Genomic DNA, 21261 nt, shown 5'->3' with positions numbered 1-21261 from the left:
AGAGATAAAATACGATATCGAACTCTTAATTTGCAAATAAAAAACCCATAGGGTTTAATTATTTTTTAAAGTTTGTTGTTGGCATAATTTTATCTAAAGTATGTGGATTAGATGTTTTAAATCCAGCAGAAGTAATTCTTACGAATATTCCTTTTTCATATGCTTCAGAAATGTTTTTAGCACCAATGTAACCAAGACCATTTCTAATACCACCAGTAATTTGGATAAGTAATTTATCAATAGGACCTTTACATTTAATGAATCCTTCAATTCCTTCAGGTATTAATTTAATTTTTGAAAGGTTTGATTGATTATATCTATCAGCTGAACCTTTTTCCATAGCTCCTAATGAACCCATACCTCTATATGATTTATAGAATTTACCTTTGTGTTCAATTTTTTCACCAGGTGTTTCATCAGCACCAGCTAACATAGAACCTAACATAACCATATCTGCACCAGCAACGATTGCTTTAGTAAGATCTCCAGTTTGTTTCATTCCACCATCAGCGATTGTTAATGCACCCATTGATTTTGCAACTTCTGCAACTTCATTAATTGAAGATATTTGTCCAGCACCAACACCTGTAACAACACGAGTTGTACAGATAGCACCTGGACCCACACCAACCTTAACTGCATTTGCACCTTGTTCAATTAAGAATTTAGCAGCTGCACCAGTAACGATGTTACCTGCAATTAAGAATATGTTTGGATATCTTTTAGAGATTTTAGAAACCATTTCACCAATGCCTTTTGAATGTCCATGTGCTGAATCAACAACAAGAACATTTGCCCCAGCATTAACTAATCTTTCAAGAACTTCATCAGTTGTTGAAACACCTACTGAAGTTGCTATTGGTTTTGTATCTCCAAACTCTTTATTTAATTTTTCTAATGATTCTACAATGGAATCAACTGAAGCATTCTTATGTAATACTCCAATACCACCATTCATAATCATAGCTCTTGCCATTTCATATTCAGTAACAGTATCCATCGCAGCTGAAATAACCGGTATTTCAATTGTGATTTTGTCAGTTAATTTAACTGATGTATTTACTTCAGAAGGTAGTATTTCTGAATATGCAGGTTTAACTAAAACGTCGTCATATGTTAATGTTGTTTCTATTTTTTGTACTTTATTCATAATCGCTCCTTTTACTCTCACTCGATTGTTGAAGGTGGTTTTGAAGTGATGTCATAAACCACTCTGTTAACGTCTTTAACTTTGTTTGTAATTTCACTAGAAATTTTCTCTAATAATTCAAATGGAATTCTTGAGAATGTTGCAGTCATGAAGTCGACTGTATCAACTGATCTAATTGCTGCTGTATAAGCGTAAGTTCTTTCATCTCCTTGAACACCAACTGTTTTGATAGGTGTAAGAATTGCAAGTGCTTGTGATACTTTATTGTAGTATCCTGCTTCAATTAAGTTTTTGATGAAGATATCATCAACGTTTTGTAGGATTTCTACTTTTTCTGGAGTAATATCTCCAATGATTCTAATAGCTAGTCCTGGTCCTGGGAATGGGTGTCTCATGATTAGTGATTGAGGTAGCCCTAATTCCAATCCAAGTTTTCTAACTTCATCTTTAAATAGGTCATTTAAAGGTTCTAAGATTTCAAAATCTAATTCTTCTGGTAATCCACCAACGTTGTGGTGTGATTTGATAACTTTAGCTGTTCCATTTTTACCTGATGATTCAATTAAATCTGGGTAAATTGTTCCTTGTGCTAGGAAGTGAGCATCTGAGTGTTCTTTCTTAGCTGCCGTAAATTCATCAATAAATAATTTACCAATTGTTTTTCTCTTTGTTTCTGGGTCTGAGATACCTTTAAGTGCACTAAAGAATCTTTCTTTTGCATCGATTGTAACTAAGTTCATATCGTATGATTCTGCAAATAGTTTTTGAACGTTTGCAACTTCATTTTTTCTTAGTAATCCATGATCAATAAAGATACATGTTAATTGTTTACCAATAGCTTTGTATAAAAGCATTGCTAATACTGATGAATCAACACCACCAGATAGTCCAAGAATAACTTTTTTATCTCCAACTGTTTTCTTAATGTTTGCAATCTTATCTTCGATTAAGTTTTCTACTTTTCAAGTTGGTGTTAATTTAGCAATCTTGAATAAGAAGTTCTCAATCATTTTTTCTCCAAATTCAGAGTGTGTTACTTCTGCGTGGAATTGATAAGTATAAATGTTTTTCTCATCATTAACTGTCATTGCATTACATAAATCTGTTTTACCAATTGTTTTGAAACCTGGTGCTAATTCCACAACTGTATCAAAGTGTGACATTCAAACGTTAGACTCTTTTGGAACACCATCTAACATTTCATGTTCTTCAGTTTTGAATAATGAAACTTTTCCATATTCTCCATCTGCTAATTTTTCTACTTTTCCACCTAATAAATGGTGAATTAATTGCATTCCGTAACATGTTCCTAGAACTGGTTTACCTAGTTCAAAAATTCTTTTATCAATTGTTAATGCATCTTCTTCAAATACTGATGAAGGTCCACCTGATAAGATGATTGCATCAAATTTCTTTGCTTCTTCTAATAAATCTTCTGAAAATGGTGAAATGATCTCTGAGTAAACACCCAAGTCACGCACCCTTCTTGCGATCAGTTTACAATATTGTGAACCGAAATCTACCACTAAAACTTTATTCATTTTTTCTCCTTTTTCTAATACAAAAAGTTGAAATGGATAAACTCCTAGATAAGGTAAAAAGATAGTAAAAATGTTATTACCTTACATAGAGAGAAATTACGGTTTCTCGTAGAGACGTTTTTCCAATTAAAAACTTATATGTATGTTAATTGAAATTATAAAGAAATTTATTTTTTATACTACAAAAATTTTGCTATTTTTTAATTTCACTAGCTATATCAAAATAAAATTTAACTTTAAAGTTACATGTATTGTAGTTTTTTCAATTTTAAGGTATGACTTTGTAGTAAAATGTTTTTATGAAAAATATTAGAACAAGATACGCACCCTCACCAACAGGGTACCTACATATTGGTGGAGCAAGAACAGCATTATTCTGTTACTTATTCGCTAAACACAATAACGGAGACTTCATTGTAAGGATTGAAGATACCGATGTTAAAAGAAACGTTGAAGGTGGAGAAGACTCTCAACTTGACAACTTAGAATGATTAGGAATCACTCCTGATGAATCACCAAGAAAACCAGTTGAAAAATACGGTAAATACAGACAATCAGAAAAATTAGATAGATACAATGCAGTTATTGAAGAACTAATTGCTAATGGTCACGCTTATAAAGCTTATGACTCATCTGAAGAGCTTACAGAGCAAAGAGATGAACAAGAAAAAAATGGAGTATTCTCATTTAGATACGATAGAGAATGACTAAAAATCTCTGATGAAGAAAAAGCAAGAAGAGATGCTGCTGGGGAATTCTCAGTTAGACTTGCACTTCCAAAAAACAAAGATTACACATGAAAAGATATGGTTCGTGGAAACATCACAGTTAACACAACTGACATCGGTGATTTCGTAATTAAAAAACAAGATGGTTACCCAACTTATAACTTAGCTGTTGTTATTGATGACCATGACATGGAAATCTCACACGTTTTCCGTGGTGAAGAACACACAACAAACACTCCAAAACAATTAGCTATTTATGATTTACTAGGATGAGAAGCTCCAGAGTTCGCTCACCTTACAATCATTACTAACATGGAAGGTAAAAAACTTTCAAAACGTGATTTATCAACTAAACAATTTATTGCTGATTATAAAGATGAAGGATACATGGCGGATGCTATCTTCAACTTCTTAGCTCTATTAGGATGAACTGCTGCTGATGCTTCAGAAGTAAATACTCATCAAGAACTAATTGAAAAATTCGACTGACAAAGATGATCAAAATCACCTTCAAAATTCGATACTAAAAAAATGGAATGATTCTCAAAACAATACTTCAAACAATTACCAAATGATAAAGTAATTGAAAGACTTAAAGCGCATACATCTGTTGAAGGATTTACACAAGAATGATTAGAACTATTCTCAGAAACTTATAAACAAAATGCAGTTACAACTTCTGATATTGTTAACGCATTAGAAATTTATAGAAATACAGATGCTAGAGATGCTGAAGTAACAGAAGTTATTTCAACATTCAAAGCAGAACTTGCTAAAAATGAATTCTCTGTTGAAGGTATCCAAGCTGCTGTTAATGCAACTAAGGAAATCACAGGAGCAAAAGGTAAATCATTATTCATGCCAATTCGTTTAGAAACAACTTACCAACAACATGGTCCTGAATTAGCTAAAGCAATTTACTTATTCGGTCAAGAACTAATTGAGAAGAGGCTAGCAAATGTCTAAAAAAATTACCTTTATCTCTAACATTGATCACAATGGAGATACACAACAAATTTCTTTTGAAGCAGCTGTAGATATCACTTCATACGAAGGATTTACAGTTTACGAATTCAAAGAACCTAACATGAATGTTATGAACAGAATTGAAGTTGCACCTGAATATGCAAACATCTTTGCAGGTCCAAGTACAATTAACTTAGAATTAAACAAAACTATCGCAATTCAATATGAAACACCACAAGGTATTCTATTATTAGATTCACACCTAGAGGAAATGGATTGTACAAATGAAAATGATGTTAAATTCCAATACACATTAAGTCAACAAGACCAAATTGTAGGAAGATACAACATTAATCTAAAAATCGAGGGATAAGCCCTCTTTTTTTATGCTGAAATTTTATTATATTTTCCATACATTTATTGCATAAATGGACTTATTATAGTAAACTATAAAGTATGAAGACTAAAATTATAAAAGCAGTGACTGAGTCACTAAAAAAATTAAATGTAGAAGAAGAAGTTCAGTTAACTCCAGCTAAAGGACATGCTGATTTCTCTACAAATATCGCAATGAAACTAGCAAGAGCACTAAAGGACGCTCCACAAAACATCGCACAAAAGATTGTTGAAGGAATCGATAAAGACAAATATTCAATTGAAAATATCGAAATAGCAGGACCAGGATTCATTAACTTTTTCATGAAGCGAGAAGCATTAAATACAATTATTACAGACATACTAGAAGCGGGAGATGATTATGGTAAAGGTAATCAATCTGACTATGTAAATATCGAGTATGTTTCAGCCAACCCAACAGGTTACTTACACCTAGGACATGCACGTGGTGCAGTTGTAGGTTCAGCCTTAGTTAACATTTTAAGATTTGCAGGTAACAAAGTTGATGCAGAATACTACATCAATGATGCAGGTGCACAAATCAATATTCTTGGTGAAGCATCATGAACAAGATACCAACAAGCATTCGGTGTTGAAATCGAAATGCCAGAAAATACTTATAGAGGTCAAGACATTGTTTGAGTTGCAGAACAACTTAAAGAAATGTGAGGAGATAAATACCTTAACGTTCCTTATGAAGAATGTCAAGAAATCTTCAAATCAGAAGCTAAGAAAATGCTTCTAGATGAAATCGATAAAGATCTTAAAAAACTTGGTGTTGTTATGGATATGTATTCATCAGAACAATCAATGTATGACCAAGGTCTAATTGTTAAAGCGCTTGACAAACTTCAAGATAAATATGAAGAAGATGGAGCTACATGATTAAGAACTACTAAGTATGGAGATGATAAAGACCGTGTTCTTATCAAATCAGATGGAACATACACATACTTAACACCTGATATTGCTTTCCACAATGTTAAATTATCAAGAGGTTACGATTACATTATTAATGTATTCGGAGCTGACCACATTGGTTACATCAAACGTATGGAAGTTGCTTTATTACAACTTGGATACCCAGATGGAGCATTAAAAGATACTTTAGTTATTCAACTTGTTCGTCTTATTAAAGATGGTCAAGAACTTAAAATGTCAAAACGTATGGGAACATCATTTACATTAAGAGAATTAATTGATCTTACAGGTAAAGATGCAACTAGATTCTTCATGGCTAACCGTTCATGTGATTCAAAATTCGATTTTGACGTTACATTAGCAACTAAGAAGACATCAGACAACCCAGTATTCTACATTCAATACGCTCACGCTAGAGCAAATCAAATTTTAGGTAAAACTGATAAAGAAATGGATATTAATAATCTATATACAGAAGGCGCAGAAAAATTAATGGATGTTCTTTCTAAATTCCCAGACTTAGTTATCACAATGGCTAACACAAGAAAGATTCACTTACTACCTCAATACTTAATTGATTTAGCAAGAGCTTTCCACTCATACTACAACTCAAATAAAATTGTTGGTTCAGAAAATGAAGCAGGAATGTTACCAATTGTAGTTGCTGCTAAGCAAGTTCTTAAGAATGGTCTTAACCTTCTTGGAATCTCAGCACCAGAAAGAATGTAATATTCTTAAAGCAAATATTGTATTTGCTTTTTTTATATCCTTTTTTATATTTTGCGAATAAAAAAAACAAGCAAGTGCTCGTTTCTTTTTAAATATGTTCGTACATATCGTATTCACTTCTTTTCAGTCTTCTTCTAAAGAATTTCTTATTCTTACCATTAGGACCTTTTTTAGGCTCAATAACTGTTAATAGTATTCCTATCATTAACGTAGTAGAGAATGTTCAGAATCACCATGTTTTAATGTGTGACATATCTTGTAGTATTGCTTCATTTGTTAATGAAGGATCATTTGGATTAATTGCTTTTGTAATTGCAAAGAATATAGCTACGAAAACTGGAACGTATATGATTGACATGTTTTCAAAAACAATACCCAATGTTGCCCCCATTGTTTTCACGGTATAAACATAACATAAGTATGAATATAAAATTAATGCACCTGAGATTGCTAAGATGATTACTGATTTCTTTCAATCAATAATTAATTGACCCATAACTTTATATGTATGATCAAAACTTAAATCAAATAGAGATAAGATAGGAAGGATAACTAATAATTGGAAAATAACCGCACATAGATATTTAAGTGTTGTTATTTCTCTAACTGTAATTTCTAATTCTGATTTTTCCATTATTCTATAAATGATAATTCCTTGGATTGATCATGATAGAACTGGAATTAAACATAATACTAATCCAATTAATACTTTTGTTTTTAATGAAGAAGGATCAACAGCCATAACTCCCATTGCAACTGTCGAAAGTGTAACTATAATAACTCCGAGAATTGTTATTCTTCTGAAGTTACGTTTTAGGAATAATTTTTCTAGTATAGCTGTTGCAGGAATACAAAGTGCAACGAAGGCTTTACCCAAAGCACCACCAGCAAGCGCAATACCGATTGCCATGAATCCCATTCCAATAGGTGTTCCTAAAAGATTGGTTAAAGTAATTTTTCACGCATCTTTACTTTTAATGAATTTTCTGATTGTCCTAAAGAATTTCTTTGGACCTGAAACAACAAAGTCAATTAAAACTGAAAATGTGAAGATTATAGCAACACAGGCCATTATGAAACTTATAACAGCAAGTAAAGAACCATCATCCCCATGGTGCGGAACTATATTAATTAATGCTGGATAAAGCCCATACAAAACACTACATAGGAACCCGATTGCAAGACCTTTATAATTTGCTTTCTTTTTCATAACACCCCCTCTTACTATTTATTTTTTTATTATCATATTACTTGATATTCTACTACTTTTTAAAACTAATAAAACAAAAAGAAATGTTATTTTATTTAGTATGGTTTGGATACTAAAAATATAGTGGTATAGGACAATATTTTTATATAATTGATGGGTTATAAAAGACGAATAAAAAAACAACCCATTGGTTGCTTTTTAAAACTCTATTAATGCGAACTTTTCGAATGTAATTTGTGCTTCATCACCTGGTTCAACATAATAAGCTTCTTCTGCTGTTAAATCAACTAATATTGATTTTGTATTAATTTGGAAGTTTTTATGATCTTTCTCAAAAAGGGAAATTGAGTATTTATCTATATTGTATTTTTCATAAAGTTTTTCGGAGGACTTTAATTTTCATTCTAAATCTTTTGTTGACATTATTGACTTATCAACATGCAATTCTCTTGGTTGACCATTTTCTAGTCTGTCATAATCATAAAATCTGTATGTTGTATCAGAAGGTTGTTGCACTTCCAATACTTTCGAATCTTGACCTACACCATGCACTAGGCCTGCGGGAACATTTATAAATTCCCCTACTGATGGTGTATGTGTTTTTAATAATTTAAAAAATCTTTTTTCTTTAAGTGCTGCTTTAATTTCTTTTTCATCTTGTGTTGTAATACCAACAATGAATTCTGACTTAGGTGTCGCTTCTAAAACATATCAGCACTCAGCTTTACCATTTTCTTCATTCTCTAGTTTTTTAGCTAGATAATCATCTGGATGTACTTGTATTGAAAGCGGTTTGTCTGCTTTAATTATTTTGATTAAAGGTCCGTTTGTTACCAATGTTCCATCTTCAACTTGAGTTTGTCTTCCCGGAATTGGAGAGTGCAATCATTTTTCATACCCTCAAATTTTATTTAGGTGTAGGGGTTGAATTTTTTTCATAGTTTTCCTTTATTTCAATTAGATTATTAATTGAAGTTTTAGCAAATCATTTTGCTGATGTTTTGGCTTTAATTTCATTTGTTTCCAAATCAAATTCGTAAAGACCATATCTATTTTTATATGCGTTTAATCATGATCAGTTATCAATGTATGTTCACATATGGTAACCTACACAATTTGCACCTTCTTGGATTGCTTTATGGATTCAGAATAAATGCTCTTTCATAAACTCTATTCTGTATTGATCATCAATTTTTCCATTTTCCTTAAATCTTGCTTCATCCTGAATTCCAATTCCGTTTTCAGAAATGAATACTTTTTGGTTTGAATAATTCTCTTGTATGTTTTTAAGTGCTATGTATATAGCTTCAGGGAATATCTCTCACCCTCTATGCTTATTAATTCTTCTATTCGGCATTATGAAATCTTCATAATACATCTGATCAGGAGCAAAGTTATTATTGAATTCTTTTGATTTAGGAGTTTGAACTCTTTTTGGAGCATAATAGTTTATACCCAAAAGATCTATCCCTAATTTCTTATCAATTAATTTTTGCTCTTCATCTGTAATTTCTCAAAAATAACCTTTTTGTTTTGCATCTTGAATGAATTCATCACTTACTTCACCTTTTAGTATTGGATCTAGGAAGCATTTAAATTGGAATTGTTCTGCTCACTTGGATGCTTCTTTATCTGCATCCGATTCCGTTGCGGGAATTACTGGAGTTATGTTTAGGATAATACCTATTTCTTGCGCATATCCTTTTTCCTTAAATATTTCAACTGCTTTCATATGACAGATTAATAAATTGAATTGTACTTGTCATGCTTTTTTCATATCCACAATAGCAGGAAGATGATATTTATTTAGATAACCCATTTCAACGGGTACGATTGGTTCATTGAAAGTGAATCAAACATCAACATATTCATCGAATATCTCAAATGCGTTTGATGCATATTCAACATATGCCTCAATAGATTCTTTAGTTTCAAAACCACCTTTTCTATAAAGTCATTCAGGAGTGTCAAAGTGCATTAAGTTAACCATAACTTTCATACCTTGTTTTCTAATTTCTGTAAAGTACTTTTTATAGAATTCAACACCACTTTCTGAAACATCTTTTCCATTAGGCATTAATCTACTTCATTGAATAGATACACGTAATGAATTGAATCCAGCATTCTTAGCATGAAGAACATATTCAACATATCTTTCTTCTAAATTACCAAGAGCTTTATTTCCATCGAAGAATAACTCAGGTTGTTCTTTGTGTCAAACATCCCAAACAGTTGCTGATCTATTTTTCGAAGATTCTGTTTGAGGTCCAGAAGTTGCCGACCCTCACATAAAACCATCATTAAATTTTAATGTTTTCATATTTTATTTCGTATCCTTTGTATCCATCCACTTCATTGTCTGTAGGATTTGATTTGATTATTTGGATGTTTTGTTTTTCTGTTTTTCTAACTAATCCAACAAGTTCTGTATTTATATCCATTTCTATTGAAATATCTTTAAATTCTTTTAATTGAACTGTGTTGATTACAAAGTTATCAACTTTTTTCAATGTTTTATCAGTGTGAGAAGTAAAATACCCTAATCCATCGAAGTATCAATTGTTCAATCCTTTGATTGAGTTATCCATTGAGTATGCCAATTCAAAGTTTAGCTTTTTAATTAGCAACGCATCTGGAGTGTTTACTTTTTGAGGTAATCCACTTGCTACTCCTGGTCTATCTTCTAGTTCTGGTTTACCTAGCATATCCACACTTCTGAATAGAACTATTTCGTTTCTATCTTTAAGTGATGTTACAAGGTTTGTTCCTTTTGTGAATATTGATAGTTCACCATTTTTAACTAACCCGTCATTTGCATATGAATTAACAGGATTGTCTCTATAATTTTCTTTTCAATTTGGAATATTGTCCATTTGTTGTTCAATAAACGCAAGATGTCTAGAAAGTATTAATTTTTCTTTTGGAAGTGCTAAAGAAACTTTTACATTTCTTAAGTTGTTTTCAATTTGAATATCATGGTAGAAATTATCATTGATCTTCTTAATTGTAGAGTTGATTATGAATTTTGAATCTCCATATTCAATTTCTGTTTCAATCTTATAAGTTTCGATTCCATTTGAATATTTTGCTTCAACAATATTATGAGTTTGTTTTGCGTGTGTTTTTGCTTTTGATTCAATCGGAGTTGATTGATCGAACTCATCACCATCTTCATATTCAACGTGGAAAGCGATTTCTTTTTTATTTCCTTTGAAATTTAAGTTAATTTTTTCTCCATCAATTGCAATAGATTTTTCAAACCTTTCAGCAGGTTCTTCACCAGCTTCTTGAATGTCAACAATTCTCATTGAGAATGGTTTCATTTCTAATGCATTAATAATGACGTTGTGTTTAAATACAGGTTCATGATATTCTCAAGAAATATCTTCGATTGATTCTGTAATCATTTTTGTGTTTGTTTGTTTTATATTAAGTTTTTTATTGTTTCTTGTTGAGATGATATCTTTAATTACTACATTTCTTGTAAATGGGGAGGTGTTTACTATGATGTATTGATTTTCTTTTGCAAAATTTTCTTTAATATCTCTCATCATTAGGTCTATATATGAATCTTGAAATTCTTTTACTTGTATTAATCTATTAAGTACGACTGAGTTTGTTTTATCACTATTACATCCACCTAGAGAATCATGTGCAGAAGATTTCAATAATGGTTTAAGTATTTCATTATCAATAATTTCTTCACTGAGCAGTTTTCCACCCATTCTTTCATAGATAACTTCTAGTGGTTTTAATATGTAGTTAAATGATAATTCGCATTTTCTAAATAGATTTTTAATATCGTATCTGTTTGAATGAATTGTTCTGTGTATCTTAGAAGTTCCAGAGTAATAAAGGGGATATTTTATCTCTTCTGTTGGCTCCACATCTAATGTTTCAAAGTATTGTTCGTATGTACCTACTTTAAATTTTCATTCACTTTGTTCTGCGTTAATTTCTTTTACAATTTCATCAATTGCATACTCTAAAGGAGCTTGATCTCCACCTAAAGGCAATAGATAAATGTTTTGTTTACTTTTTTCAGCTAATTCTTTAGCTTGAATAATTAATTGTTCTTTAAAAGTTTGTCTTCTTTTTTCATCTTCTACATAAGGGTAGTGTTGACCCAATGTATAGTAACCATTTTTTAAACATGAAGTTTTAATGGTTGTTCCATCAATACCTTTTCAGTTAAATAAATTAGTTTTCTGAAAGTCATCTGGTTTAATCCCTCTTCAAAATACAAAGTTCTCGAAACCGTTTTTCTTTCAAATCTGAGGTAGTTGTTCATTAAACCCAAATGAATCGGGCATATAAACTGTTTTGTTTATAGTTTTAGATCTTGAATATCTTTTACCAAGCTCAATATTATATTGAGTTGTGGCTACCATAGTGTTCATAGTATCTTGTTGCACATATAGTGGACCAGATACTAATTTTCCATCGGCAATTAATTTTTCTAAATCATTCTTTAATGATGGATTGTTTGTTATCAAATCATCAGTTAACGATGATTGCCCATCTAATGTAAAGTGTGATATTGGTCTATTCTTCAAGTCCTGACCAAGACGTTGTAATAAAATATTTGAGGTATTGTTTGTAAAATATCACTCTCTATCTCAATGCGTATGAGGCACTATTAGTATTGTTTTCATTGTTTCTCTTTTCTATAAATCTGGATCGTCTGAATTATTTTAATCTTCAGGACGTTCGAATCAGTTTTTAGGGTTTATACAGTGTTTAAATCCTTCTGCTGATTTTTTACCTATATTTTTAACATTATAGTTAAATATAGCTTTTTTAGTTGTTAGTCCTTGTTCTGCGTAAAATGCTTTTTTAGCAATTTTGTTTTGTTTATGTTCTTCTTCGTAAGCAGGAACTTTTTTACGGATTAATCCATAAATTACACCTGTTACAATCACACCACATAGGATTGAGAATATTCATGCTAATCCAAAGAAACTGTGTTCTGAGTATCCGATGTATGCTCCTAATGGTGAACCTAGACCACCGTAGAATTTAATTTGGAATAGTGTTACTAATGCACCAGCTACCATTGAACCCATAACGTTTGCAAAAATTGCTTTTAATGGTGTTTTGAATGCAAATGGTAATGCACCTTCTGTAATACCTACTAGTCCCATTGGAAGTGCTGCTTGTCCAGCTGCAACTTCTGTTTGTGAGAATTTTCTTCTGAAAATAATTGTTGATAATCACATTCCTAAAGGTGGAACTGCGATTGCTGCTTGAACTGCTGTTTGAGGAGTGAAGTTCGGATCTCCTTTTGCTAGTGTATCCATGAAGATAACTGTAGCAACTGTTAATGTTGTTTTGTTAATTGGTCCACCAAGGTCAATTGCCATTAGAGCTGCAAATAAAATACCAATTAGAATACTTACACCCAATCCAGCACTATTAACTTTTGAAAGTCCAATGTATAATTCTGCCATTACTCATGTCATTGGTGATCCAATAACGTATGTAACAATCAAGAATGTAATAAATGAAGTTAAAATTGGAATAATCATTAAATTAGAAACCGGTTTAATTCATCTATGTCATTTAATTCACTGCATCATTCTTACTAAATATCCGACACCTATACCGACGACCAGTCCTCCAAGGAATCCGGCTGATGCTGATCCACCAATTCCTTGTGGAAGTGAAATTAATGTATATTTACCCATTAATTGTCCGTCATTGATGAAGAATCCACCAATTAATGCTGCGGGCATTGCTGCCTTACCACCAATTTTGTATGCAAGGAACATTGCTAAAATTGGAACCATAAGTATTAGTCCAATATGTCCAAAGTCTCATAAAGCATTTGAGAATTTATTTGGGAAGTGTCATGTTCCACCACTTGAGTTACCACCAGCGGCAGCGGCATTTGGTATTGCCATTAAAATCCCACCAGCGATTGCGATTGGTATCATGAAACTTAGGGCTGACATAACTGCTTTACCAAGTAGTTTTTGTTTCTTTTTATCAGTTCCACCAATTCTTAATTTACCAACCTTTTCAGCTTTACCATAAGATACTTCAGCGTCTTTTGCTCTCTCGATAACATCAACACCATCTCTTATAGCTGCATTAGTATCAACTACTAATATCTTTTTACCAGCAAATCTTTTTTTAGAAATAGATACATCTGCTGCGATAATAACAAATTCTGCATCTTCTATTTCTTTTGCTGTAAGTCTGTTTTCTGTTGTTGCACCTCTTGTTTCAACTTTGGCATTTAATCCAAGTTTTTTAGCACCATCAACAAGTCCATCTCTAGCCATATATGTGTGAGCAATTCCTGCTGCACAAGATGTTACAGCAACAAAGTCGTATTTATCAACTTTTTTATCCTGAACTTCTTCTTCATTAATTGCACTTGTTACAACTGCAACTTTTTCTTTCTTAGTATTCTTTTTGAATTGTTCTAGTTTTTCTTTTGTACTAAAAACTCTACTTAATTTTGAAAGAATTACTAAATGCTCTTTTTCAGCTATCTCAGGAACAAGTATTGCGACTGCAAAGTTTGTCTCTTTTGAGTCTATTGAATCAAAATTATTGTCGTTAAATTTAACAATAACTAATTTTGTTTCATTAATATGTTTAGTTCTACAATGCGGAATCATTAATCCATTTTCAAATGCTGTAGACCCCAAAGATTCTCTCTCTTCAAGATCTTTAGTTAACCCTTCAACATCTGTTGTTAATTTATTTTTCTTCATAGTGTTAGCTATTAATTTAAATAAATCTTTTTTAGAATTAATGGATTTTGAACTAACAATTAATTCTTCAGAAATAATTTGTTTCATGTTTTTCTCCATTTTCTTTTATATAAATACGTAATTACATAGATATTAATATTCTTGCCATTCTCATAATTACAATTCAATTATCCTTCCTTTTTTTAATCTTTTTATATTTTTAAGCAAAATTAAAAATCTTTTTAAAATGGTATAATGGTTATATGATAAAAAATATAATAAAAATGCATGAATCGAGACTGACAAAAATCGATAAAAAGATTTCGCAATATCTTTTAAAAAACTACAATTTAAAAACTTTCAATATGAGCATAACTAAATTAGCAGAGAAAATCGAAGTTTCTCCATCCGCAATCACAAGGTTCTGCCAAAGAATAGAATTACCCAGTTTCCCAACTTTACAAATGAAATGTATTAATGAACTAAATAGTGTTCAAAAATACGAAGGTGTTGACGATGACTTGAAAGACATTATTTATTCATTAAGTCGAACTTCTGAAATTATAAATAAGGACTCTATAAAATTAATTGCTAAAAAAATAATACAAACTAATAATGTTTATATTTACGGCGAATCATTTACGATGGTTCTTGCAGATCAATTTAAAAGAAAGTTAAACAAGATAAATATCCAAGCTTCTTCTTTTAATGTTGCCAGTGATTTAGGGTTGGTATTACCAAAGAAACATTCAACACACATTTTAGTTTCAATGTCAGGTATGAACCCAAATATAAAAAGAGCCGCTAAAAAACTTGATCAAAAAACTGTTGGGCAAACAATTTTCTCAATCGGTAGTTCAAAATACTCAAATATTAATGACTATGTTAATGAACATATCGGTGGTGAATATTTCCAAAATAACGAACAACACCCAATAGAATTACCTTCAGTAGCAAGTATTGTTTCAGAATTTATTCTCAATAAAATTTTTAAAGAGGTTTACCAATATAATGCAGATAAAAATAAAGCGTTAATAATGGAAGTACAAAAGGAAAAAAGGAAATAATGCTTCTTTCTAAAGAAACAATTTACCTAGATGACTAAAAATAAGTTATCATTTAATATATAAACATCTTGAAAGGAAGTACATTATGACAAGAACAATGTTAGATATCGCTTATGAAATACTAGGTGAAACAGACAAACAAACACTAAAACAAATTTACGCTGTAGTTGCAAAAGAACTAAAACCTAGATGAAAAGAGGAACAATCACATTTATCAGTTCCTGAAATCGAAACAAACAAACTTGGAGAACTTTACAAATTACTAACAGTTGATGGTAGATTCCTAAGAACTAAAGAAGGTTCATGAACATTAGTTGAAAAATACACAATTGAAGAAAGAAAAGCTTTAAAACTACAAGTTAAAGACTCATTAGACTAATCAAGTGCAATCGCACTTTTTTTATGTCCTTAAATACTATTTAACTTAATGGTTTTAAAAGGTGTTATAATTTTTTTGCAATTATCAATTAATTAGCAATCAAAATTATCAATAAGGAGAATTAAATGTCAAGATTAGTAAATATGGCAGAAATGACAAGAAAAGCTTACGAAGGTAAATATGCTGTTGCACACATCAACATCAACAACCTTGAATGAACAAAAGCTGTTCTTACTGCTGCTCAAGAATTAAATGCCCCAGTTATTTTAGGTACATCAGAAGGTGCTGTTAAATACATGGGTGGAATGAAAACAATCGTAGGTATGGTTAACGGTATGATGGAAGACTTAGATATTACAGTTCCTGTAGTTCTACACCTAGACCACGGATCATACGAAGGTGCTAAGAAAGCTATCGAAGCTGGATATACATCAATTATGTACGATGGTTCACACTCACCATTCGAAGAAAACTACAAAAACACAAAAGAACTAGTTGAACTAGCTAAAGCTAAAGGAATGTCAATGGAAGCTGAAGTTGGAACACTAGCTGGAGAAGAAGACGGAATTATCGGAGACGGTGATAAAGCTGATCCAGAAGAAGCTAAAAAAATGGCAGCACTAGGAATTAACGTTCTAGCAGCTGGTATTGGTAACATCCACGGTCCTTACCCTGCAGCTTGAAAATCATTAGATTTCGACGTTCTTACAGAAATCTCAGCAGCAGCTGGAATGGGAATCGTTCTACACGGTGGTTCAGGAATTCCTGCAGACCAAATCGCTAAAGCTATCTCATTAGGTGTTGCAAAAATTAACGTTAATACAGAACTACAACTAGTTAACGCTAAAGCAACAGCTGAATACGTTAGAGCTGGTGGAGCAGAAGATATGAAAGTTAAAGGATTTGACCCTCGTAAACTTCTAAAACCAGGATTTGATGCTATGGTTGAAATGTCTAAAGCAAAAATTACAGAATTTGGTTCAGCTAACAAAGCTTAATTAAATCTAATAAAAAAGTGAGATTTCAAAGGTCTCTCTTTTTTTATAACCTTTTGACCTTTTAAATAAGTGTTCACTATATTAAATCAATCATTTTTAGGGTGTTTAAGGGGTTTTTACTTATAAAACCAATACTTTTATCACATTAATATAGCTTGTGCTTAAAAAGATATAAAAAACAGGTACATTCGTATCTGTTTTTAATGTTTGTTTATTATCCTATTAATTCAGCATCTCACGCAAGATCTGTTAACACATTACCTAATGAGTATAATGTGTTGATGTAATCAAATAACATTGATATAACTTGTGTATTCGCACCATCTAAAGCTGTCAAATTAAATTTATCAGTGATTTCTTTTGTTGTTGTTTCTACTTTTTTACGAACTTCTCAATGTTCACTTGAACCACTGAAGGCTTTCTTTGTTTCTGCATTATGATCTCTATAGAAAGCAAATGTCATTCTTTCTTGAGAAATTGTTTTTTTATCATTGATAGCTTTTCTAACTTTACCTATATTATTTCTAACTAAATTTTCAATTTCAGAAACTGCGGCATCCGCTGTTCCAGAATTCACTTTAATTTGATCGAGAGAATTACATCAATCTAGGTTTGTTGAAATGAATGGAGTTGCAGTAGGAAGTAAATCAGTTAGCATCCCAAGACCATCGGTAATCTTACCTGGAGCTAGTTGATACATAATTTTATGAATCATTCCAATGTATTCAACCAATTGATCATCTGAAAGATTTTCGAATCCTGCTGCTTTAAATTTAGAACCATCACCAAATTTTTGAATTAGTGGATTCATAGTGAATACCATTTTATAACCTTTGAATTCAGGTGTGTGTCCAGCTAAATCCTCACCATTTCCTGTTCAACCTGGTACAGACATTGTTCATTTTCCATCTTTTGATTTTTCATCAATTAAATCTATACCTTCATAGAAAGTAATATTTTGTCTAAATTCACCTTGTTGAACATCATAAGTAGGAACCGAAGAAACATCTAAGTGTTTCTTATCTTTACCTTCTCATACAGAAGCCAAAGCACCTTTTTTGCCATTTTTAAATGCAAATACCTCATCAGTAAAATCTTTATATTTATTTACTGTAGTTTTTCATTTACTTTGACCTGGGACTGGTTCTTGTTTAAAGTCGAAGAAGCCATTGTCATAAAATGCTTCTCCACTATTAACACTATTACCATCGTCGCCAAAGTTACGCATTGATCTTTGCGCACTTAAATATCTTTTCATGGCATAGTCTTCTAATTTTTTATCTTTTCTTTTTACTTCATCCACTTCATCTAGTTTAGAACCATCTGAAAATGATTTGGCTTTTGAATTTGAATGTTTTAAAAATTTTCCGATGAATTCTTTAAGCTCTGGTGACATATCAGAACCATCTTTTGAATGGATAGTTGTATAGACTGTTATTTTATAATCTTTGGTTGCGTCAAGTTCATCAACATCAATATCCGTACCAGATATAACCATTGATCTTTTTTCTATGTCAGAAAGCCCACTGATAGCTTTCATCATTTCTTTATTTATTCTTTTTGAGTCTTCTTCTCTTTTTTCTTCATATTTTGCATCATCTTGATCAAGTAATTTTGCATTACCTTCGAAAACTTTTTTTCAATTATGTTTAGCTGCTAATGCATCAGCTTTTTTAGAATTTTCTACAACTGAATTTATAGAAGCTTGTCCATTTGCATTCATGATATTTCATGTAAGAGGCATTCCTGCACTAAATTCACTTGAAATTGTTCCTGAGTCATCATTGCTTTTCTTTCCACAAGAAATTGTTGTTGCTATTGGAACGGCTGCAACAGAAACTGCTGCAAGAACTCCTAATCCAATTTTCTTTTTAATTATAGTCATATTTTGACCTCCTGTTATCTAGCTGATCATCTAAATCTCTTAATTGCAAATCCTGCTGAACCCACCGCTACCAATGTTGGTAGTACTAAGTTTAGAACTCTTTCCGCTTTTGTATATAGAAGAATACTTTGATTCATAAACATATCTAATCATGTAAATTTACCTTGTGAGATATATTTATCATAAATTTCAATAAATCTCTTTGTATCTCCACCTTTACCATTTTCACCTTTGAAGTATGTCATGATAAATTGTTTAATTAATTCAACATCTGGAATTCTACGAACTCCTCAGTTTTTGTTGAATTGGAATATTCCATTATCGGAACTTACGTTTAATGTTTCATTTGTAAACACTTGCATAAATAATGTTGCATCTCCACCAAGGAAAATCATTTTCTTACTTTTTTCTGACAATCTATTGTTAATAAGTAAATCATGAATTGTATCGATAGATACGTAATGATGTCCTGGTTTATAATTGACATCATTAACGGGTGGTAATCATGTATTTGAATTGACTCCACCAACGTTATTAATATCAACATATACCTTACCTTCATGAATGAAGTAAGAGTTTGACTTAAAGACTAAATCTAAGTAAGCTTTTTTATCTCCGTCAATACCTTGAACTAAGTGATCTACAATTCCACCTAATTGGTATGAAGGTGTAGAAGAAATAACGATATTAGCTGTTGTATATCTAAAGATTATTAATCTTGATAGTCATTGCATAACTGTACTACGAGCAATAACATCAACTGTAATAACCATCCCTGATAAGAACATTGATGGAAGAACTACAATTAAACCTATTGTTAATGCTTGTTGTGGTGTTTTTGAAAATGTTGCAATTGCTAAACCAATAGCAAGTGTCATAACAATATGTAAAAGGTTTGCAAATATAAATGAGAAGAAACCTTTTGCTGAAAAGATACCTGAATAAAGACCATGTTTAATTCCAGAGGCAATAAATTTTTCTCCAGAACCAGCAAATACATCTTTATAGAATATCGCTCCACCCAATACGATGATAATTAGAAGAGCTAATATATTAAGTAATACGTAATACAGAATTACCGCTCCTACAAATCTCTTGGGATTAACTGGCGTCGAACCAATATATTTAAATAATGTTGAACCCTTAAGTTCCATAATACCTAATGGCATAACTTGAATACCAATGAATAATGTAACCATGGCTAGAATACCGGGGAATACATATTCAATACGCATAACATTACCCATGATTGTTAATAATAATGTTGGGAAAATGAAAACTAGTATTGGACCATAGTAAGTCTTTCAAAAGTAGGCATTTAATAATTTGAATGTTGCTCTCATTATTTATCACCTTCCTTTTTCTTGACACTTGTCTTTTTAACTGGTGCTTTTTTAGCAGCTGGTTTTTTAGTTGCAGTTGTTTTTTTAACTGGAACTTTTTTAGCTACTGGTTTTTTAGTTGCAGTTGTTTTTTTAACTGGAGCCTTTTTAGAAGTTGGTTTCTTTTTAATTGTCTTCTTGGCAGTTTTTGCTTTCTTCTTACTTTTTAGAAGTTTTTTAGCAGCATCAGCATCTAAAGCCAATTCAAGAGTATCTTGGTTTTTATTACCTGCTTGAATTGTTTTTTTCAAGAATTCTTCTAATGTTCCGTGTTCTTTTTTGATATCAGCAATTGAAGCACGTTCCATAACTTTACCGTGATCTAAAACGATTACTTTGTCACAGATTCTTTCAATTTCTTCAACGTGGTGAGAAATAAGAATAGCTGAAATACCATTTTGTCTTAGAAGTGTATCTGAGAATTTTATGATTTCATCTCTAGCAAGAACATCAAGCCCTGTTGATAATTCATCAAAAATAACTAATTTAGGTTTGTGAAGAACAGAAAGTAAAATATTTAATTTTTGTCTTTGTCCACCTGATAGTGATCTTGAAGGTCTATTGTAGAAATCAGTCATTTGGAAAATATTTAGTAAGTTAGTAAGTTCTTTATTAGAAATCTTAATCTTATGAACATTAATAGCAAATTTAATAATATCTTTAATTGTTAATCCTGAAGGGTAATTTGAATCTTGGAATTGCATCCCAATTTTCTCTTGAGGTTGTTCTTTGTAGTCAAAACCATATTCGATTGTACCTTTTGTACCTTTATTTAGTCCTACAATAATTTCAGAAATAGTAGTCTTACCAGCACCATTTCCTCCAATTAAACCAACTCTTTCTCCTGGCATTAATTCAAATGAAATATTATTAAGAGCTTTCAACTCTCCATATTCTTTTGTAACTTTTTTAACCTTTAAAATAGGTTTATTGTCCCCTATTGGTCCCTTTATTCTTTTAAAGGCAGATTTAGAATCGCCTTGTTTATTTGTTTTGTTTGCTTTGGCAGATTTCGCTTTATTAGTAGTAGTTTTCTTTTTGTTTTCTTCTACTTTTGATTGCTTATCGCTCTTTTTATTAATATTAAACATGAAAGTATTATACCAAATGTCTATTCAAAACGTGAATTATACAATTAGTTTAAATAGTGGTTTTTCATTGATACTTTTTAAAAGGTTATAAAATCCTAACAATCAAACCTTCTC

Annotated in this window: 16 protein-coding genes and 1 riboswitch; of the genes, 6 read left to right on the top strand and 10 right to left on the bottom strand. The window is 31.3% G+C overall.

Annotated elements, in window-relative coordinates:
- Positions 1-58 precede the first annotated feature (58 nt).
- Complete coding sequence (guaB, locus tag ACOMC1_RS01560) at positions 59-1150, bottom strand: IMP dehydrogenase (RefSeq protein WP_420330893.1); 1092 nt, start codon at positions 1148-1150, stop codon at positions 59-61.
- An 11-nt stretch (positions 1151-1161) separates the two neighbouring features.
- Entirely contained in the window at positions 1162-2709 is a 1548-nt protein-coding gene (gene guaA / locus ACOMC1_RS01555) for a glutamine-hydrolyzing GMP synthase (protein ID WP_420331066.1), read from the bottom strand.
- A 48-nt stretch (positions 2710-2757) separates the two neighbouring features.
- Positions 2758-2853, bottom strand: a riboswitch (purine riboswitch).
- A gap of 137 nt (positions 2854-2990) precedes the next feature.
- Here guaA and gltX point away from each other — a divergent pair.
- The 3 genes from gltX to argS all read left to right on the top strand — a co-directional run bounded on the left by gltX (position 2991) and on the right by argS (position 6431).
- Positions 2991-4385: a glutamate--tRNA ligase gene (gltX, locus tag ACOMC1_RS01550; protein ID WP_420330892.1), complete on the top strand. Its 1395-nt coding sequence runs from the start codon at positions 2991-2993 to the stop codon at positions 4383-4385.
- Complete coding sequence (locus ACOMC1_RS01545) at positions 4378-4758, top strand: DUF1934 family protein (protein ID WP_420330891.1); 381 nt, start codon at positions 4378-4380, stop codon at positions 4756-4758. The genes gltX and ACOMC1_RS01545 overlap by 8 nt, the downstream gene beginning before the upstream one ends.
- An 83-nt stretch (positions 4759-4841) precedes the next feature.
- The gene (argS, locus tag ACOMC1_RS01540; protein WP_420330890.1) at positions 4842-6431 is read left to right on the top strand and encodes an arginine--tRNA ligase; all 1590 of its coding nucleotides are present in this window, start codon (positions 4842-4844) and stop codon (positions 6429-6431) included.
- Positions 6432-6519: 88 nt separating this feature from the next.
- Here the strand turns inward: argS and ACOMC1_RS01535 are convergent, their stop codons facing one another.
- The 5 genes from ACOMC1_RS01535 to ACOMC1_RS01515 all read right to left on the bottom strand — a co-directional run bounded on the left by ACOMC1_RS01535 (position 6520) and on the right by ACOMC1_RS01515 (position 14453).
- Entirely contained in the window at positions 6520-7641 is a 1122-nt protein-coding gene (locus ACOMC1_RS01535; RefSeq protein WP_420330889.1) for a hypothetical protein, read from the bottom strand.
- Positions 7642-7839: 198 nt separating this feature from the next.
- Positions 7840-8580: a class I mannose-6-phosphate isomerase gene (locus ACOMC1_RS01530; protein WP_420330888.1), complete on the bottom strand. Its 741-nt coding sequence runs from the start codon at positions 8578-8580 to the stop codon at positions 7840-7842.
- Positions 8549-9961, bottom strand: a complete 1413-nt coding sequence (locus ACOMC1_RS01525; RefSeq protein WP_420330887.1) for a glycoside hydrolase family 1 protein — start codon at positions 9959-9961, stop codon at positions 8549-8551. Before ACOMC1_RS01525 ends, ACOMC1_RS01530 begins: the two co-directional genes overlap by 32 nt.
- Positions 9942-12296: a hypothetical protein gene (locus ACOMC1_RS01520; RefSeq protein WP_420330886.1), complete on the bottom strand. Its 2355-nt coding sequence runs from the start codon at positions 12294-12296 to the stop codon at positions 9942-9944. The genes ACOMC1_RS01525 and ACOMC1_RS01520 overlap by 20 nt, the downstream gene beginning before the upstream one ends.
- A gap of 39 nt (positions 12297-12335) precedes the next feature.
- Positions 12336-14453, bottom strand: coding sequence for a PTS fructose transporter subunit IIABC (locus ACOMC1_RS01515; protein ID WP_420330885.1), 2118 nt, complete (start codon positions 14451-14453; stop codon positions 12336-12338).
- Between the two features lie 155 nt (positions 14454-14608).
- Here ACOMC1_RS01515 and ACOMC1_RS01510 point away from each other — a divergent pair, with 155 nt between their 5' ends.
- From ACOMC1_RS01510 to fba, 3 genes are all read left to right on the top strand, one after another.
- Positions 14609-15412, top strand: coding sequence for a MurR/RpiR family transcriptional regulator (locus tag ACOMC1_RS01510; protein WP_420330884.1), 804 nt, complete (start codon positions 14609-14611; stop codon positions 15410-15412).
- A gap of 85 nt (positions 15413-15497) precedes the next feature.
- The gene (rpoE, locus tag ACOMC1_RS01505) at positions 15498-15791 is read left to right on the top strand and encodes a DNA-directed RNA polymerase subunit delta (RefSeq protein WP_420330883.1); all 294 of its coding nucleotides are present in this window, start codon (positions 15498-15500) and stop codon (positions 15789-15791) included.
- A gap of 125 nt (positions 15792-15916) precedes the next feature.
- Complete coding sequence (gene fba, locus ACOMC1_RS01500) at positions 15917-16789, top strand: class II fructose-1,6-bisphosphate aldolase (protein ID WP_420330882.1); 873 nt, start codon at positions 15917-15919, stop codon at positions 16787-16789.
- A 214-nt stretch (positions 16790-17003) separates the two neighbouring features.
- On the opposite strand, the gene ACOMC1_RS01495 is transcribed toward fba, so the two are convergent.
- From ACOMC1_RS01495 to ACOMC1_RS01485, 3 genes are read right to left on the bottom strand one after another with little or no spacing between them, the layout of a single operon-like run.
- Positions 17004-18674 carry a hypothetical protein gene (locus ACOMC1_RS01495; RefSeq protein ID WP_420330881.1) on the bottom strand — a complete coding sequence of 557 codons (1671 nt, stop codon included), beginning with the start codon at positions 18672-18674 and terminating at the stop codon, positions 17004-17006.
- Between the two features lie 14 nt (positions 18675-18688).
- A complete protein-coding gene (locus tag ACOMC1_RS01490; RefSeq protein WP_420330880.1) occupies positions 18689-20017 on the bottom strand; it encodes an ABC transporter permease in 1329 nt (442 codons plus the stop codon).
- Entirely contained in the window at positions 20017-21147 is a 1131-nt protein-coding gene (locus tag ACOMC1_RS01485; protein WP_420330879.1) for an ABC transporter ATP-binding protein, read from the bottom strand. Before ACOMC1_RS01485 ends, ACOMC1_RS01490 begins: the two co-directional genes overlap by 1 nt.
- Positions 21148-21261 lie beyond the last annotated feature (114 nt).

Origin of the sequence: Mycoplasma todarodis (assembly GCF_965212735.1) — a bacterium.
In the GTDB taxonomy this organism is placed as follows: Bacteria; Bacillota_I; Bacilli_A; order Mycoplasmatales; family Metamycoplasmataceae; genus Mycoplasma_K; species Mycoplasma_K todarodis_A.
The sequence above is the reverse complement of the archived record's forward strand: the minus strand, read 5'-3'. Positions and strand labels throughout refer to the sequence as shown.